We start from the raw sequence: 16180 nt of genomic DNA, 5'->3' as shown, positions 1-16180 counted from the left end.
TTCAGTGCACCTGTACGTACGCGCCGAAGGCCAGCGCCACGTCCCACACCCGGGAGAAGACGATCACCCGGCCGCCGTCCAGCCCGCCGCAGGCGACCGGCTTGCTGATGGCCGACGTGATGCCCTGTGCCGCGACGTCGTCGAACCAGTTGGTGTAGGAGTAGACCGGGCCGCCGCTGTCGCCGTGGGCCACGGCGCAGCCGCCGACGACGCTCTTGGCCCTGACCATGTGCTTGACGTACTGCCCGTTCGTGTACGTGCCGCTCCACCCGGTCTCGGTCACCTTGATCAGGCAGTACTCGCCCAGCGACGCCCCCGAGTTGCACACGAAGTTGCCGACGTACGCCTTCCACAACGCGACCACCCGGTTGCTGGTGGCGGCCGCCGGACCGCCGTCGAAGACGTCGGCCGTGGCGTCGGACAGGACGATCGCGGCGTCCCGCTTGGGCAGCCGCCACTGCAGGTCGCCCATGCGGTTCGCCGGGCTGCCCGAGCCGCCGCCGTCGTAGAAGGAGTCCCAGAACTCGCCGCAGTGCGCGGCGGTCAGGAAGCCGGGATTGCCGTTCTTGTCGTAGACGGCGAACCCCGAGGTGCAGCCGGAGCCGGTCCTGGCGTTCCAGGTCCGGCCGCCCGCGTAGTAGCTCGGGACGTCGTCCTGCCTGCTGTAGGCCGGGTCGAAGCGCTCGCCGCGCTCCAACGTGATCGGCGCGGTGGCGCCGCTCGGCCGTTGGAGCTGGTCGGGGGCGGTGTCGTCGTCCGGGACCGAGAGCCGCACGCCGCTCCCGTCGGCCTGCGGGGCGGCGCCCGTCACCTGTCCGGACTCGCTCCACTTGTCGGCCTCGGCGAGGAGGTCGGCGTAGGAGAAGGCGGACGGGAGCACGGAGACCGGGGCGGTCAGCCGTCCCTCGTCGACCACGGCCCGCACGGGCGCGGGCACCTGGCCCTTCCAGTACAGGCGCACCTCGTGGTTCTCGGGCGCGACGACCACGCCGCCGTACCCGTCGGAGGTCTCGGCCACGGCCGTGACGCGGTCGGCGACGGCGTTCAGCCGGGTCTGCTCGGCGAAGAGCGCGTCCCAGCTCGCGAAGCCGCCGGGAACCTGGCCGCGCGGGCCGGTCGAGTCCCTGGCCGGCGGCTTGCCCCCGGCGTCGGCGGACTGCCGGGTGAGGTCGGGGCCGGAGACGGTGACCGCCGAGGCGGCTCCGGCGCCCAGGAAGGGCACGACGGCGCACGCCAGGATCAGCACCGTACGGCGTAAGCGGATGTTCTGCATGGATCCCCCCATGTCTGGATGAGGGGCCAGCACAACAGACGATCCGGCACGCCTACCGCGTCCAAGTACCGCTCCGCGCTGTGCTTTGCGGGCTTGCGGCCTCAGGAGGGGATGAACAACCACAACGCGGACGTGCCGGACTCGTAGCGGGAGTCCAGGCGTTTGGCCACCACGCCGGGCAGGCCCTGCTCGCGCGCCGCCTGCCGGACCGCGCCGGCCTCGCCGGGCCACGAGGGCGCGGTCTGCCAGCGGGGGCCGGCCAGCCCGAGCGACTCCAGGGCGGCCCGCCGGTCGGCGAACGGCTCGTCCACCAGGGAGCGGCCCTCGTCGTACAGCAGGTCCTGGACGACCAGGATCTCGGTCCCGGCCAGCGTGACCACCTCGCCGTCCAGCACCGCCGTCCGGCTGCCGAACGACTCGGCCAGCGGGCGCAGCCAGGGATGCTCGCGGGCGGCCGTCGTGCGCCCGCCGTCGACGGGGACCAGGAGCCGGCGTCCGCCCCAGGCGAACTCGAAGGCGTAGGCGGCGGCGTCCCTGGGCGGCCGGGCGCGCTCGGTGGGCAGCATGGGCGCCACGTCGGGGAACGGGTCGCGGACGGGGGCGTCCATGCGGTGGATCATCCAGTTCTTGCCCCGCGTCCGGAACAGCACGAACCGCCCGGAGGCCCGCCGGCCGTGCAGGACGAACTTGACCTCGCGCTCGGACCACTTCTCGGTCTCGTACGTGCCGGTGTCCCAGACGGTCATGGTGCCGCCGCCGTACTCGCCCTTGGGGATCTCGCCGTGGAAGGTGAGGTACTCCATCGGGTGGTCCTCGGTGTGCACCGCCAGGTGGTTGGTGCCGGGGTCGGCGGGCAGGCCCTTGGGGACCGCCCAGGAGGCCAGCACGCCGTCGCGTTCCAGCCGCAGGTCCCAGTGCAGGGACCGGGCGTGGTGCTCCTGGATGACGAACGCGGCGCCGCCACCGTCCTCGGGAGGGGTGGCGGGCACGGGCTCGGGGGTCCGGCTGGGGTCGCGTTTGCTGCGGTATCGCTCCAGTTTGTCGGCCACGACACGGTTACTACCCGGGGAACGGGCGCCGATCAGTCGAGGGCCTTGCGCAGCCACGCCTCCACGCCCGCCACGTGCACGGTGGCCCACGACCGCGCCACGTCCGGCTGGCGGGCGGCGATGGCCTCGTAGATCGCGGTGTGCTGCTCGCGGGTCTTCTCCATCGCGCCCTCCTGGGTGAGGCCGCGCCACACCCGGGCCCGAGTGGTCGGACCTGACAGGCTCTCGATGAACGAGCAGAGCACGCTGTTGCCCGACCCGCGCGCGATGCGCTGATGGAACTCCAGGTCGTTGGCGACCAGTTCCTCGACCGTCGGCTGCGCGGGCAGCGAGTCGAGGATGCGCCGCAGCTCCTCGATGTCCTCGTCGCGCATCAGCTCGGTGGCCAGGGCCGTCGCGGCCGGTTCGAGGATGCGCCGCACCTCGAAGAACTGGATCACCGTGTCGTCGCGGTGCAGGTCGAGCACGAACGACATGGTGTCGAGCAGCAGGTGCGGCTCCAGGCTGGTGACGTACGTGCCGTCGCCCTGGCGCACGTCGAGGACGTTGATCAGGGCGAGCGCGCGCACGGCCTCGCGCAGCGAGTTGCGCGACAGGCCGAGCCGCTCGGCGAGGTCGGCCTCCTTCGGCAGACGGTCGCCCGGGGTGAGCTCCCCGGAGAGGATCATCTGCTTGATCTTGTCGATGGCCGCGTCGGTGACCGCCACACTCTTCTCCCTAGACATCGGATGTCTAGGAGTCTAGAGCCTGAAAGCGGACGGGATCGACGTCCGGGACGCGGCGGACCATGCCCCGGGTCTCCAGGGTGCGCAGATGGGCCGCGGCCTCGCCGGCCGCCATGCTGCGCAGCACGGGGGCCAGGTCGTCCCAGGGCCGGTTCCAGGTCATCATCGAGGCGACCTCCCAGATGGTCAGCGGTCGCGACCGCTCGGCCATGAGGGTGCGCAACCGGATCAGCTTCTCCTCGTGATGGTGGCGGATCTCGGCGGCGCGCGCGGCAACATCGGGAAATATCCACTCGTGTGCCGGCAGGGCGTCCAGAGGGCCCAGCTCGCCGACCCGGTCGAGCGAGTCCAGGAAGTCGCCCAGCGGATCGATGTCGTCGCGGTCGTAGGGATAGATCCCGATGTGCGGTGTGATGTCGGGAAGGACGTGGTCGCCGGTGAACAGCCGGTCGGCGTCCTCCAGGTGCAGGCAGATGTGGCCTGGCGTATGGCCGGGGGTGTGCACGGCGCGCAGCTTGCGGCCGGGCAGCTCCACCAGGTCGCCGTCGCGCAGCTCGCGGTCGGGCAGCGCGGGCGGCGTCGGCCGGGCGCCCATCGCCTCGCGCACCTCGCCGGGGTCGGCGCCGGCCCGCCTGAGCATGTCGGACTGGAAGCTCGCGTGCTCCTCCGCGGCGAACCGGTGCATGAGCCGCACCAGCGCGGCGTCCTCCTCGTGCATGGCGATCCAGGCCCCGGACGCCTCCTTGACCTGCCCGGCCAGCCCGGCGTGGTCGGGATGGAAGTGGGTGACGACCACGCCGCTCACGGTCGCGACGTCGAGCCCGAGCGCGGCCAGGCCGCCGCTGAGCGCCTGCCAGGCGTCGGGATGGTTCCACCCGGCGTCCACCAGCACCGGCCCGCGCGGCGACTCGACGGCGTAGACCAGCGTGTAGCCGAGCGGGTTGCCCGGGATGGGCACCGGGACGCTCCACACCCCGCCGCCGAGCTCCTGCGGCCGCTGTTCCGAGTACGGCCTGCGCCTGGTCTTCCCCACCGGTTCCCCCGATCGAGCACGTGCGTGTGAATGGTGGATCAGGTCAGGCGTTCGAGGATCGTCGCCGTGGCCAGAGCGCCGCCCGCGCACATCGTGACCAGCGCGGTGGTGGTGTCGGAGCGTTCGAGCTCGTGCAGGGCGGTGGTGATGAGCCGGGCGCCGGTGGCCCCGACGGGATGGCCGAGCGCGATGGCCCCGCCGTTGACGTTGACCCGGTCGAGGTCGGGCTCGTGCACCGCGGCCCAGGAGAGCACCACGGACGCGAACGCCTCGTTCACCTCGAACCTGTCGATGTCGCCCATGGTCATCCCGGCCGCCGTCAGCACCTTCGCGGTCGCCTCCACGGGACCGTCGAGATGATAGTAGGGCTCGGCGCCGACGAGCGCCTGCGCCAGGATGCGCGCCCTGGGCCGCAGCCCCTGCCGGCGGGCCTCCTGCTCGCTCATCACCAGCACGGCGGCCGCGCCGTCGGAGATCTGCGACGACGTGCCGGCGGTGTGCAGGGCGCCCTCGGCGACCGGCTTGAGCCCGGCCAGGCTCTCGACCGTGGTCTCGCGTAACCCCTGATCCCTGCGGACGGATCCGACGGGCACGATCTCCCGCTCGAACCGCCCGTCGGCCCACGCCTTGGCCGCCAGGCGCTGCGACCGCGCGCCGAACCAGTCGAGCCGCTCCCTGGTCAGCCCGCGCCGCCGGGCGATGCGTTCGGCCGCGGTGAACTGGTCGGGCAGGTCGATGCTCCAGTCGTCGGGACGCGGCCGCGCGGGGCGCACGTTGCTGCCGAGCGGCGCCCTGCTCATCATCTCGACCCCGCATCCGACGCCGGCCTCGATGACGCCCGCCCTGATCATCGCCGCCGCCAGGTGCACGGCCTGCTGCGAGGAGCCGCACTGGGCGTCGAGCGTGGTGACGCCCGTCTGGTAGGGGAGCCCGGCGTAGAGCCACGAGTGGCGGCCGACGTGGCCGCCCTGCTCGCCGGCCTGCGTGACGCATCCGGCGAACATCTGGCCGACCGTGGCCGGATCGACGCCGGCGCGCTGGACCAGGCCGTTCAGCGCCGCGGCCAGCACCTGCTGCGGCTTGAGCTCCGACAACCATCCCGCCCGCTTGCCGATGGGCGTGCGAACGGCCTCGACGATCACAGGTGTGCCCACAGTCGCCTCCAGAACGTTGCTCTGGCCGCGACTGTAACGCGTTCTACTTTGTGGTGGAAGCCTCGCTTCCGGCGGGGAACTCGGCACGCAACCCGAATGTGTCGAAAAGCCGCAGGTCAAAGAACATGGCGACGTGGTTGACGCCTTCTTCGCGCAAGGCCAGCACCATGATGGCGAAGCGGCGGTAGACGTCGTGCTCGCGGAAGTAGACGGCGAACGCGGGCTGGCCGTTGGCGGCCACGGGGAGCAGCCTGAGGTCGTGCGGCCGGCTGGCGGGGCACTGCGTGGAGACGAGCTCGCCGATCGCGTCGGGGCCTTCGTACCAGCCCACGTAGGGGGGCATCTCCCAGATCGCGTCTTTGGTGAACAGCGAGACCAGCTCGTCGACGTCGTAGTTCTCGAAGGCGGCGACGTAGCGGTCGAGCAGGTGGCGCTGCTCGGCGGAGAGCGGCTCGACCTGGTCGTCGAGGCTCGGCGAGACCTCGCTGAGCTGCGCGCGGGCCCGCTGCAGGATGCTGTTGACGGCCGCCGTGGACAGGCCGACCGCCTCGGCGACCTCGGCCGCCCGCCACCTGAGCACGTCGCGCAGGATCAGCACGGCGCGCTGCCGGGGCGGCAGGTGCTGGAGCGCGGCGACGAGCGCGAGCCGGATGCTCTCGCGCGAGGTCACGATCGAGGCCGGGTCGCCGGCCGCCTCGACCCCGGCCAGCGTGTCGGGCACCGGCTCCAGCCAGGGCACCTCGCCGTCCTGGACCAGCGGCGCGGCCGCCTCGGTGCTCGGGGCGCCGAGGCCGGTCGGCAGGGGGCGCCGGGTGCGGCTGTCGAGCGCGGTCAGGCAGGCGGTGGTGGCGATGCGGTAGAGCCACGTGCGCAGCGACGACCGCCCCTCGAACCCGTCGTAGCCGCGCCAGGCCCGCAGATAGGTCTCCTGCACGAGATCTTCGGCGTCGTGCACCGACCCCAGCATGCGGTAGCAGTGTGCGAACAGCTCGCGCCGCATCGGATCGGCCAGCCGGAGGAAGTCTTCGCTCGTCGGCTTGTCGCTCATGCCCCCTGTATAGCTTCCGCCACCGACAAAAAGCCGATTAGGGCATGGCGGACATGTCCGGAAGGGGTTAGATGTCGGCCAGGAGGCGGGTCGCGGCGGTCTCGATGCGCCGCTGGATCTGGTCGTACGTGCGTCGCCCGCGCAACATCTCCAGCAGCTCCTGCACCCACACGCTGGCCAGCGAGCCCGCGAGGTCGAGCTGCTCCTCGCCGGCCTGGTCGATGGTCAGCCCGTCGGCGGACACCCGCAGCAGCAGCCCCGTCATGCGGTCGCCGAACGGTGTCTGGACCTCGGCCATGATCAACGAGCGGATCAGCGCGTCGGCCAGCTCCGGCTCGCGCATCAGCCCCCGCGTGGCGCGCATGAGCACGTCGACGGCCCGGCTGGCCGGTGTGGACGCCCCGGGCGGGCGGCGCTCGATGCTGCTCTCCAGCAGGTCGATCTCCTCGCCCACGACCGCGACGACCAGGTCCATCTTGGACGGGAAGTAGCGGTAGAGCGTGCCCAGCGCCACGCCGGCGCGCTCGGCGACCGTGCGCATCTGCATCGCCTCGACGCCGCCGCGCGAGGCCAGCGCGGCGGCGGCCTGGACGATGCGCTTGCGGCGTTGGTGCTGGCTGCGGGTGCGGACGCTGCGACCGCCCGCCGCCGCGCGGCCCTCGGCGGCCCCCTCGGTGTCGCTGGGGGGCGCGGAGAATGACCCGGGCGAGGTACGCATAAGAACACGTTATCTGATTTCTCGGCAACGCGGCTTGTTACTCGCGAGTCACAAACAGGCCGTATCGGCGCATGTCTACGGCGTTACAGGACTATGTCGGAACATTGTGCGGAGGGCCGGTACTGGACAGATATTAGAATCTGTTCTAGTTTGCCATTCGGCTTACCTAGCGCTTGCTGGAGGCTCGATGATCGCGCAGACGCTGGCGGCCCTGCTCCTCGACCGGGCGCAGGACGACCGACCTGGGCTGATGTTCGAGGGCGCGGTGTGGTCGTGGCGCGAGCACGTGGCCCGCTGCCGGGCGGCGGGGGCCTGGCTGAGCGGGCGCGGCGCGGGTCTGCACGTGGGCGTGCTGGCGGAGAACGTCCCGGAGCTGCTCCTCGTGCTCGGCGGGGCGGCGCTCGACGGGCACGTGCTGGTCGCGCTGAACCCGACGCGCCCGGCCGCGGAGCTGGTCCGCGACGCCCGCGCCACCGACGTGGACCTCCTGCTCTGGGACGCCCCCTTAGCCGCCCTCGCCGCGTCGGTCGCCGAGGAGCTGGGCGTGGAGAGCATGCCGCTGTCCCTGGTGTCGTCCCTGGGGGAAGGCGGTGGGCCGCCCGGTGAGGCGGCTCCCGGCGACCTGGTGATGCTGATCTTCACGTCGGGGACCTCGGGGCGGCCCAGGGCCGTCCGGATCACGCAGCGCAAGCTGGCACTGCCGGGGCTGAGCCTGGCCGCGCTGCTCACGCCCGAGGACGTCGTCTACTGCTCGATGCCGCTGTTCCACTCCGGAGCCCTGATGGCCGCCTACGCCCCGGCCGTGGCCTCGGGGGCGGCGCTGGCCGTGCGCAGGCGGTTCTCGGCCTCCGGCCTGCTGCCGGACGTGCGGCGCCACGGCTGCACCTACCTGCACTACGTCGGCAAGGCGCTCTCCTACGTCCTAGCCACCCCCGAACGCCCGGACGACGCCGACAACCCCCTCAGGATCGCCTTCGGCAACGAGGGCAGCGCGGTCGCGACCAGACGGTTCGGCGAGCGGTTCGGCTGCCGGGTGATCGACGCGTTCGGCTCCACCGAGACGGCCATCTCCTTCAGCCCCGACCCCGGCGCCCCGCCCGGCAGCCTGGGCAGGCTGGGCGCGGGCGTGCAGATCCTCGACCCCGCCACCGGACGCCCGTGCCCGCCCGCCCGCATCGAGGGCGGCCGCCTGCTCAACCCGGACGAGGCCGTCGGCGAGCTGGTCAACACCGCCGGCCCCGGCCTGTTCGAGGGCTACTACAACGACCCGGACGCGGACGCCGAACGCGTCAGGAACGGCGCGTTCTGGTCCGGCGACCTGGCCTACGCCGACCCCGCCGGCCACGTCTTCTTCGCCGGACGCGGCACCGAACGGCTGCGCGTGGACGGCGAGAACCTGGCCGTCGCCCCCGTGGAGGCCGCCCTCCGGGAGTTCGGCGGCGTGGTGGAGGCGGCCGTCTATCCGGTGCCGGACGCGGCGGCCGGCGACCAGGTGATGGCGGCGCTGGTCATGGACGTCCCCTTCGACGCGGAGCAGTTCGCGGCGTTCCTGGCCGGGCGCACCGACCTGGGCCCCAAGTCCTTACCCCGCTATATCCGGATTTGTCCGGAACTTCCGCTGACCCCCTCCCACAAGGTCATCAAGCGGATCCTGGCCAAGGAGGCGTGGCGGACCGGCGACCCCGTCTGGTGGCGCTCCCCGTCCGGATTGCGCCCCCTGACCGGCGTGGACGTCAAGGCGATCGAGGACGAGTTCGTCGAGCACGGCAGGCACCATCTCTTGGAGAGCTGATGGATTTCAACCTGGACGAGACCCAGCAGGACCTGAAGAAGCTGACCGCCGAAGTGCTGGCCAAGCAGGGAGAGGGCGGCCCGGCGGCCAAGCAGGGAGAGGGCGGCCCGGCGGCCGAGGAGGGGCTGTGGCAGGCCGGGCTCATGGGCGTGTGCGCGTCCGAGGAGGCGGGCGGCGCCGGGCTCGGCCCCGTCGAGATGGCCGTCGTGCTGCGCGAGGTGGGTGCGCGGGCGGTGGCCGTGCCGGCGCTGCCCGTCCTGGTGAGCACGCTGGCCCTGGCCCGGCACGGCAGCCCCGACCAGCGACGGCGCGTCACGCGCGGCACCCTGGCCCGGCGCGAGCCCGGCCGGGCCCCGGCCGATCCGCCGACGACGGCCGCCCGCCGCGAGGGCGACGGCTGGTCGCTGACCGGGCGCAAGGTCGCGGTGCCCTACCCGGCGGACGACGTCCTGGTCACCGCGGACGAGGGGCTGTTCCTGGTGGCGTCGCCGCCCGCGAGCCCCGAGTTCACCTCCACCGGCGAGCCGGCCGCCACGATCCCGCTGGACGGCACGCCCGCCGAGGCGGTGGCCGGGCCCGAGGCGGCCGCCGACGCCGGACGCCTGTTCACCGTGGCCGTCGCCGCGCAGGCGAGCGGCGTCCTGGCCGGGGCGCTCGACCTGACCACCGCCTACATCAGGACGAGACGGCAGTTCGGCCGGGCGCTGGCCGAGTTCCAGGCCGTGACCATGCAGATCGCCGACGTCTACATCGCCGGACGGGCCCTCGACGTGGCCATGTGGTCGGCGGCCTGGCGGCTGGCCGAGGGCCTGCCCGCCGACGAGGACGTGGCGCTGGCCGCGTTCCACGTCTGCGAGGCCGTCAAGGCGCTCTACACCTGCCAGCACCTGCACGGCGGCCTCGGGCTCGACGTCACCTACCCGCTGCACCGCCACTTCGCGCAGGCCAAGCACCTGTCCCACCTGCTCGGCGGCGCCGACGCCCAGCTCGACCTGATCGGAGCCCTCGTCTGATGCTGATCGACCTGACCCGGGAGCAGCGCGCGCTCCGCGACGAGCTGCGCGAGTACTTCCGCGGCTGCCTGACCGCCGAGGACCGCGCGAAGATCGCCGACGACCCGTTCGGCGAGGCGTACATGGAGCACTGCCGCCGGCTCGGCCGCGACGGCAAGCTCGGGCTGGGCTGGCCCAAGGAGTACGGCGGGGGCGGCTACGGTCCCCTGGAGCAGCAGATCTTCGCCAACGAGATCGCCCGCGCCGGGGTGCCGTACCCGATCATCACCGTGCAGACGGTGGGCCCGACGCTGATGCAGTACGGCACCCAGGAGCAGAAGGACCGGTTCCTGCCGCGCATCCTGGCCGGCGAGTGCCACTTCGCGATCGGCTACAGCGAGCCCGAGGCCGGCACCGACCTGGCCTCCCTGCGCACCACGGCGGTGCTGGACGGCGACCACTACGTCGTCAACGGCCAGAAGATCTTCACCAGCGGCGCGCACTACGCCCAGTACATCTGGCTGGCCGCCCGGACGAACCCCGAGGCCAAGAAGCACAAGGGCATCACGATGATGATCGCCGCCACCGACGACCCCGGCTTCTCCTGGACGCCGATCGTCACCATGGACGGCCGCCACCACACGAACTCCACCTACTACTCCGACGTGCGCGTCCCGGTGGACATGGTGGTGGGCGAGGTGGACAAGGGCTGGGACCTGATCGTCAACCAGCTCAACCACGAACGCGTCACCCTCGGCCCGGCCGGCAACCTCGGCCAGACCTACGACCGCTTCCTCGCCTGGGCCAGGCACGCCGGGCTGACCGACAATCCGGACGTACGCCGCGCCCTCGCCCGGGTGTGGGCCGCCTTCCGCACGAACGAGCTGCTCAACTGGCAGGTCGCGGCGAACATGGACCTCGGCTGGCTGGGCGCGCCCGACGCCTCGGCCACCAAGATCTACGGCTCCGAGCGCATGCAGGAGATCGGCCGGCTGGTCTGCGACGTCGTGTCCCGCTACGGCGACCCCTCCGACCCGGAGACGGCCGAGCTGGCCGAGCGGATGGACCACGGCGTCAAGGGCGCGGTGGTGCTGACGTTCGGCGGCGGGGTCAACGAGGTGCAGCGCGAGCTGATCGCGATGCTCGGCCTGAACCTGCCGAGGCCGCCGCGATGACCGACACGACGACCGACGCGACGACCGACACGACGACCGACACGACGTCCGGCACGACAACTGGCGCGATGACCGACGCGGAGCTGCACGAGCTGGCCGGCAAGCAGATGGCGATGGGGGAGCTGCGCGGCGCCCCGGCCGCCGACCCGGTGAACGCGCCCATGATCCGCCACTGGCTGGCGGCCATGGGCGACGCCAACCCGCGCTACCTGGAGGAAGGCGTGGCGCCGCCCGCGATGGCCCAGGTGTGGACCATGCAGGGGCCGGGCTCGCAGGCCAAGGACCGCTCGCCGGTGGACGACCTGCTGGCCGCGCTCGACGCCGCGGGCTTCACCGGGGTCGTGGCGACCAACTGCGAGCAGACCTACCACCGGTACGCCAGGATCGGCGAGCTGCTGACCCCCGCGACCCGCTTCACGTCGCTGGCCGGGCCGAAGCGCACCGCCCTGGGCGAGGGCTACTTCGCCACCTGGAACGTCACCTGGTACGGCGACGACGACCAGCCGGTCGCCGAGATGCTCTTCCGGGTGCTGAAGTTCCGGCCGAAGGCGCCCGCCCCGCGCGCGCGGGAGCCGTACCCGCTGCGACCGGCGGTCAACGCGGACACCGCGTTCTTCTGGGAGGGGGCGCGGAACGGCGAGCTGCGCGTCCAGAGCTGCGCGGACTGCGGAGAGCTGCGCCATCCGCCCGGTCCGATGTGCCCGAACTGCCGCTCGGGGAACCGGTCGCACGTCGTGGTGAGCGGCCGCGGCACCCTCTACAGCTACGTCGTCCACCACCATCCGCCGGTGCCGGGGCGCGAGGTCCCGTTCGTGGTGGGCGTGGTGGAACTGCCGGAAGGAGTACGGATCGTGGGCAACGTCGTGGACTGCCCGGTCGAGAAGGTGGAGGTCGGGATGGCCCTGCGGGTGACGTACCGGTCGATGGACGACGAGCTCGTCCTGCCGATGTGGACGCCGGAGGAGCCGTGACCCCCGCCGCCGGAACGGCCCTGCCCGAGCTGGAGGTGGACCTGACGCCCACGACGGTGATCGCCACCGCCCTGGCCACCAGGGACTTCACCCCCGTGCACCACGACACCGCCAAGGCCCGCGCCCAGGGCTCGAAGGACATCTTCCTCAACATCCTCACCACCATGGGCCTGGTGGAACGCTACGTCACCGACTGGACGGGCCCGGAGGCGGTCATCACCAGCATCAACGTCAAACTGGGCGTCCCGGCGTACGCGGGGGACCGGCTGAGCTTCAGCGGCGTGATCGTCGAGCGCGACGGCGACCGGTACACCGCGCAGGTGCGCGGCAGGGTGAGCCTGGGCGACCACGCCACCGGAACCGTCACCTTCGTCCTGCCCGGGAGCGCGTGATGCCGGGCGGGCGGGCCGCGATCGCGGGCATCGGGGCCACTGAGTTCAGCAAGGACTCCGGCCGGTCGGAGCTGCGGCTGGCGGCCGAGGCCGTGCTAGCCGCCCTGGACGACGCGGGGGTGCCGCCGTCCGACGTGGACGGCATGGTCACCTACACCCAGGATGCCAACCAGGAGATCGCCGTCGCCCGGGAGACCGGCGTCGGCGACCTGACCTTCTTCTCCCGCGTCGAGTACGGCGGCGGCGCGGCCTGTGGCACGGTCGCGCACGCGGCGATGGCCGTGGCCACCGGCATGGCCAGGACGGTGGTCTGCTACCGGGCCTTCAACGAGCGCTCGGGCCGCCGCTTCGGCCAGCCGAACGCCCGGCTGACCGGGGAGCCCACCTCCCAGGGCCTGGAGATGAGCTGGCACGTGCCGTACGGGCTGATGACCCCGGCCGCGTGGGTCGCCATGTTCGCGCGGCGGTACATGCACGAGTTCGGGGCGACGTCGGAGGACTTCGGGCGGGTGGCGGTGGCCATGCGCCGGCACGCCGCCACCAACCCGGCCGCCTGGTTCCACGGGCGGCCGATCACGCTGGCGGAGCACCAGGCGTCCCGGTGGATCGTGGAGCCGCTGCACCTGCTCGACTGCTGCCAGGAGAGCGACGGCGCGGTGGCCCTGGTCGTGACGTCCGCCGAACGCGCCCACGACCTGCGCAGGTCGCCCGCGGTGATCACGGCGGCGGCGCAGGGCGCGGGCGCGGGCCAGATGATGATGACGAGCTACTACCGGGACGACATGAGCGGCCTTCCGGAGATGTCCGTCGTCGGCCGGCAACTGTGGAAGATGTCCGGGCTGTCCCCGGCGGACATCCAGACGGCCATCCTGTACGACCACTTCACCCCGTTCGTCCTGGCCCAGCTTGAGGAACTGGGCTTCTGCGGACGCGGCGAGGCTCCTGACTACCTGCGGGACGGCGGCATCGAGCTGGACGGTCGCCTGCCCGTCAACCCGCACGGCGGCCAGCTGGGCGAGGCGTACATCCACGGCATGAACGGCATCGCCGAGGCCGTCCGGCAGATCAGGGGGACGGCCGCCAACCAGGTGGCCGGGGCGCGGAACGTCCTGGTCACGGCGGGAACCGGCGTGCCGACGAGCGGCCTGATCCTGTCGGCGTCGTGACGATCAGTTAACAAGGAGCACTCAGGGTAATCATCCCTGTATGAGTGGATTCTGGGGGATCCTGGCACAGCCGGAGTTGAAGATCGACTGGGCCAGGATGCCCACCTACAACACGATCATGGCGGTCGCCGCCGGCGTCGGGTTGCTGCTCGTGGTCTCCTTCGGCCGCCGGCTGCTCAGGGGCGACCCGCTGGAGCACGTGGACGGCTGGGCGCTGGCGTTCGGCGCGGTCGGGGCCGTCCTGGCGGTCACCGGGCTGCACATGACGCTCACCTGGCCGCTGGCCGGGCAGGGCTTCCCGTTCGACAACATCATCTTCGGGGAGCCCTCGCTGGCGTTCGGCGTGCTGCTGCTGGCCGCCGCGCTCTACCTGTGGAAACGCTGGGGCGTGATCACCGTGGCGCCCGACCGGCGCAAGCTCGTGGCGCGCACGGCCGGGCCGATCTCGCTGTTCGTCTTCGGCATGGGGCTGGCCTGCTTCGGCATCGCGGCGGCGGGGTGGACGTACACGCTGTTCGCCGCGCCGCCGCAGGAGCCGATCTCGGGGGCCTTCGCCGGCCTGCCGCTGCTGGAGGCCACCTTCATCTCCGGCCTGTACGTGCTGGTCGGGGTGGGCGCGGTGCTGTTCCCGTTCGCGCTGCGGGCCAGGGGCGGCCCGGTCACGACCGTGACCGGGGTGTGCTGGGGGATCGCGGGGGCGGCGTTCCTGCTGTTCGGCGCGCTGAACTACTTCACCCACATCGGGCTGATCGTCAACACCATGTAGGCGCTCACGGGCCCATGAACATCGGCACGGAGAAGAACACGATCATCGCGATGGCCACGCAGATCAGGAACCCGATCAACTCCCAGGCCCAGTCGTAGTGCCGCTCGCGGCGCCGCTTGAGCGCCTTCTTCCTGGCCGCGGCCTTCTTCTTGCCCGCCGGCTGCTTGCGGGCGCCGGGCTTGGCGCCGCCTCTCCCCGGCGAGCGGGCCGGTTCGGCGCCGGGCTTGCGGCGGGACGGGCCCTGGAGGTCGCGCGCGGGGTCCGGGTAGCGCGCGCGGTCGGCTTCCAGCTCGCGGGCGAGCTCGACGGCGAAGTCCGCCGCGCGGCTGCGCCCGGACGGCGCCGCATCGGACACGGCAGGGTCGGACAGGGCGGAGGCGGACCGGCCCGGGTGGGACAGGGCCGGGTCGGGCAGGGCCGGGTCGGACGGGGCCGGGTCGGACGGGGCCGGGTCGGACAGGCCGGGAGCGCGGGCCGGGTCGGGGGCGGGCATGCGGTAGACCGGTTCGGCGGCGGCCCTGGACCTCGGGGTGAACAGCGGTGCCGCCTCCTTGACCGGCTGCTCCGCCGCCAGGGGACGCCGGGCGGCGCGGCCCGGGTCCTGATGCGCCGGGACGTCCCTGATCGCGGGCATCTCCTGGGTGATGGGCTCGTCGTCCAGCACGTCCGCGGGGATGGGCGCGGCCAGGAAGAAGGCCCGCTCCCCGGGCGGGGGAACGGCGGCCCCCGCCACCCGGCCCTCGGCCGGTGCGGCGGGCGGCGCGGTGAAGTCACCCGTGCTAAACGGCCGTACGGACTCAGGCAGCGGCTGCGGGGGCTGCGCAGGTTGTGGGGGCTTGGGCAGGAACGGTCGTACGGCCGCCGCCCGCGCGGCCGGGTCCCGCAGCGGGCCCATCGAGTCCAGCGCCCCGAGCGGGTCGCGCAGCTTGGGCATCGGCGCGGTCGTCGCCTCGTGCACGGACGGCCGTCCGGCGGGCGGCGGCGTGAGCAGGTCCGCCGGGAAGATCCCGGTGCTGGTCGCCGGGTCGGACTCGGCGAGCGGCAGCGGCCACTGCGGCGGCGCGGGCCAGAGCGGCTTGACGAACAGCGGCCCCGGCTCGGCCGGCACCGATCCGGCGAAGTGCACCCGCAGGATCGCGGGCGGCTCCGGCCAGGGCAGGCGTCCCAGGACGTCCCGCAGCGGCGCGACCGCGAGCGCGCCGTACACGTCGGCGACCGGCTTCGGCGCCCGCCCGCCGGCCAGCGCGGTCAGGGCCATGTCCAGGACCTCGCGGAAGCGGTGGCCCGCCCCGAAGGCGAGCTCGTCGGCGGTGTCGGGGGCGACGTCGAGCACCCAGGCCAGCTCGGCCCGGCTCAGCCCGCACACCGCGCACAGCACCAGCACCTCGCGCTGCTGCGGGCGAAGCTCGCGCAGCACGCGCTCGACCAGCGCCGAGGCCGGGTCGATGAGCGGGTCCACGACGGGCGGGGCGTAGACGACGTCCCGCCGGCGGATCTGGCGGCGGGCGTAGGCGTACAGGGCGGCACGGGGCGGGGCGACGTCGGGGACGCCGGACAACACGGACGCCAGGACGTCGGACGCGGTGCCCGGATCGCCGAGCTGGTCGGCGCAGTACGCGAACAGCCCGGCGGCATGGCGGTCGTAGAGCTCTGCGATCAGTTCTGTGCGGGGGCGCTGACCGGTGAGCGGCTGGGACACGGGGCCGATCCTCTTGCTAAATGTGCGGACGCTGAGGTGAGGGGTACGCGTCTGGAGTTTGTGGAGGTAATCATGCCAACTCACCCAGGCCCGGCGCACCACTTGATCGGAAATTCCGGTAAATCTCCCTGGTCAGTGAAACGTTTAAGCCGTCCCCCGTGGGGACACAGGGGTGAGGGTCGCCGTAGTCTTGTGGGCCACCGAGATCATGCGGCGGTCGTGGCAGG

15 protein-coding genes are annotated in these 16180 nt (G+C 72.6%); 7 read left to right on the top strand and 8 right to left on the bottom strand.

Annotation, left to right across the window (positions count from 1 at the left end; genetic code table 11):
• Position 1: 1 nt before the first annotated feature.
• The 7 genes from ACIBQ6_RS09155 to ACIBQ6_RS09125 all read right to left on the bottom strand — a co-directional run bounded on the left by ACIBQ6_RS09155 (position 2) and on the right by ACIBQ6_RS09125 (position 7000).
• Positions 2 to 1273: a S1 family peptidase gene (locus ACIBQ6_RS09155; protein ID WP_397210853.1), complete on the bottom strand. Its 1272-nt coding sequence runs from the start codon at positions 1271 to 1273 to the stop codon at positions 2 to 4.
• Positions 1274 to 1374: 101 nt separating this feature from the next.
• Positions 1375 to 2322: a DNA polymerase ligase N-terminal domain-containing protein gene (locus ACIBQ6_RS09150; protein WP_397210852.1), complete on the bottom strand. Its 948-nt coding sequence runs from the start codon at positions 2320 to 2322 to the stop codon at positions 1375 to 1377.
• Positions 2323 to 2354: 32 nt separating this feature from the next.
• Positions 2355 to 3029 carry a FadR/GntR family transcriptional regulator gene (locus ACIBQ6_RS09145; protein WP_352322012.1) on the bottom strand — a complete coding sequence of 225 codons (675 nt, stop codon included), beginning with the start codon at positions 3027 to 3029 and terminating at the stop codon, positions 2355 to 2357.
• A 25-nt stretch (positions 3030 to 3054) separates the two neighbouring features.
• Positions 3055 to 4080, bottom strand: a complete 1026-nt coding sequence (locus ACIBQ6_RS09140; protein WP_358288807.1) for an MBL fold metallo-hydrolase — start codon at positions 4078 to 4080, stop codon at positions 3055 to 3057.
• Between the two features lie 38 nt (positions 4081 to 4118).
• On the bottom strand, positions 4119 to 5234 hold the full coding sequence (locus tag ACIBQ6_RS09135; RefSeq protein WP_358288804.1) for a steroid 3-ketoacyl-CoA thiolase: 1116 nt from the start codon (positions 5232 to 5234) through the stop codon (positions 4119 to 4121).
• 43 nt (positions 5235 to 5277) lie between these two features.
• Positions 5278 to 6282: a sigma-70 family RNA polymerase sigma factor gene (locus ACIBQ6_RS09130; RefSeq protein ID WP_358288801.1), complete on the bottom strand. Its 1005-nt coding sequence runs from the start codon at positions 6280 to 6282 to the stop codon at positions 5278 to 5280.
• 67 nt (positions 6283 to 6349) lie between these two features.
• The gene (locus ACIBQ6_RS09125) at positions 6350 to 7000 is read right to left on the bottom strand and encodes a TetR family transcriptional regulator (protein WP_358288798.1); all 651 of its coding nucleotides are present in this window, start codon (positions 6998 to 7000) and stop codon (positions 6350 to 6352) included.
• Between the two features lie 187 nt (positions 7001 to 7187).
• On the opposite strand from ACIBQ6_RS09125, the gene ACIBQ6_RS09120 reads away from it, so the two are divergent.
• The 7 genes from ACIBQ6_RS09120 to ACIBQ6_RS09090 are packed head-to-tail and all read left to right on the top strand — an operon-like array spanning position 7188 to position 14254.
• The gene (locus ACIBQ6_RS09120; protein ID WP_397210851.1) at positions 7188 to 8792 is read left to right on the top strand and encodes an AMP-binding protein; all 1605 of its coding nucleotides are present in this window, start codon (positions 7188 to 7190) and stop codon (positions 8790 to 8792) included.
• Positions 8792 to 9805, top strand: a complete 1014-nt coding sequence (locus ACIBQ6_RS09115) for an acyl-CoA dehydrogenase family protein (protein WP_397210850.1) — start codon at positions 8792 to 8794, stop codon at positions 9803 to 9805. The genes ACIBQ6_RS09120 and ACIBQ6_RS09115 overlap by 1 nt, the downstream gene beginning before the upstream one ends.
• Positions 9805 to 10959, top strand: a complete 1155-nt coding sequence (locus ACIBQ6_RS09110) for an acyl-CoA dehydrogenase family protein (RefSeq protein WP_358288789.1) — start codon at positions 9805 to 9807, stop codon at positions 10957 to 10959. The genes ACIBQ6_RS09115 and ACIBQ6_RS09110 overlap by 1 nt, the downstream gene beginning before the upstream one ends.
• Positions 10956 to 11930 carry a bifunctional MaoC family dehydratase N-terminal/OB-fold nucleic acid binding domain-containing protein gene (locus ACIBQ6_RS09105; RefSeq protein WP_397210849.1) on the top strand — a complete coding sequence of 325 codons (975 nt, stop codon included), beginning with the start codon at positions 10956 to 10958 and terminating at the stop codon, positions 11928 to 11930. Before ACIBQ6_RS09110 ends, ACIBQ6_RS09105 begins: the two co-directional genes overlap by 4 nt.
• The gene (locus tag ACIBQ6_RS09100) at positions 11927 to 12322 is read left to right on the top strand and encodes a MaoC/PaaZ C-terminal domain-containing protein (protein WP_358288785.1); all 396 of its coding nucleotides are present in this window, start codon (positions 11927 to 11929) and stop codon (positions 12320 to 12322) included. Before ACIBQ6_RS09105 ends, ACIBQ6_RS09100 begins: the two co-directional genes overlap by 4 nt.
• Positions 12322 to 13488, top strand: a complete 1167-nt coding sequence (locus ACIBQ6_RS09095) for a lipid-transfer protein (protein WP_357973396.1) — start codon at positions 12322 to 12324, stop codon at positions 13486 to 13488. Before ACIBQ6_RS09100 ends, ACIBQ6_RS09095 begins: the two co-directional genes overlap by 1 nt.
• 40 nt (positions 13489 to 13528) lie before the next feature.
• Positions 13529 to 14254 (top strand): DUF981 family protein, encoded by a 726-nt coding sequence (locus tag ACIBQ6_RS09090; protein WP_358288782.1) that lies wholly within the window; start codon positions 13529 to 13531, stop codon positions 14252 to 14254.
• 4 nt (positions 14255 to 14258) lie between these two features.
• Here the strand turns inward: ACIBQ6_RS09090 and ACIBQ6_RS09085 are convergent, their stop codons facing one another.
• Positions 14259 to 15953 (bottom strand): sigma factor-like helix-turn-helix DNA-binding protein, encoded by a 1695-nt coding sequence (locus ACIBQ6_RS09085; RefSeq protein WP_397210848.1) that lies wholly within the window; start codon positions 15951 to 15953, stop codon positions 14259 to 14261.
• Positions 15954 to 16180: the final 227 nt, after the last annotated feature.

The organism is Nonomuraea sp. NPDC049655, from assembly GCF_044465465.1.
GTDB lineage: Bacteria > Actinomycetota > Actinomycetes > Streptosporangiales > Streptosporangiaceae > Nonomuraea.
The sequence above is the reverse complement of the archived record's forward strand: the minus strand, read 5'-3'. Positions and strand labels throughout refer to the sequence as shown.

Excerpts from the sequence above, each read along its gene's own strand:
- ACIBQ6_RS09155 (WP_397210853.1), bottom strand. The coding sequence starts at position 1,273 with ATGCAGAACATCCGCTTACGCCGTACGGTGCTGATCCTGGCGTGCGCC.
- ACIBQ6_RS09130 (WP_358288801.1), bottom strand. The coding sequence starts at position 6,282 with ATGAGCGACAAGCCGACGAGCGAAGACTTCCTCCGGCTGGCCGATCCG.
- ACIBQ6_RS09125 (WP_358288798.1), bottom strand. The coding sequence starts at position 7,000 with ATGCGTACCTCGCCCGGGTCATTCTCCGCGCCCCCCAGCGACACCGAG.
- ACIBQ6_RS09120 (WP_397210851.1), top strand. The coding sequence starts at position 7,188 with ATGATCGCGCAGACGCTGGCGGCCCTGCTCCTCGACCGGGCGCAGGAC.
- ACIBQ6_RS09115 (WP_397210850.1), top strand. The coding sequence starts at position 8,792 with ATGGATTTCAACCTGGACGAGACCCAGCAGGACCTGAAGAAGCTGACC.
- ACIBQ6_RS09110 (WP_358288789.1), top strand. The coding sequence starts at position 9,805 with ATGCTGATCGACCTGACCCGGGAGCAGCGCGCGCTCCGCGACGAGCTG.
- ACIBQ6_RS09105 (WP_397210849.1), top strand. The coding sequence starts at position 10,956 with ATGACCGACACGACGACCGACGCGACGACCGACACGACGACCGACACG.
- ACIBQ6_RS09095 (WP_357973396.1), top strand. The coding sequence starts at position 12,322 with ATGCCGGGCGGGCGGGCCGCGATCGCGGGCATCGGGGCCACTGAGTTC.
- ACIBQ6_RS09090 (WP_358288782.1), top strand. The coding sequence starts at position 13,529 with ATGAGTGGATTCTGGGGGATCCTGGCACAGCCGGAGTTGAAGATCGAC.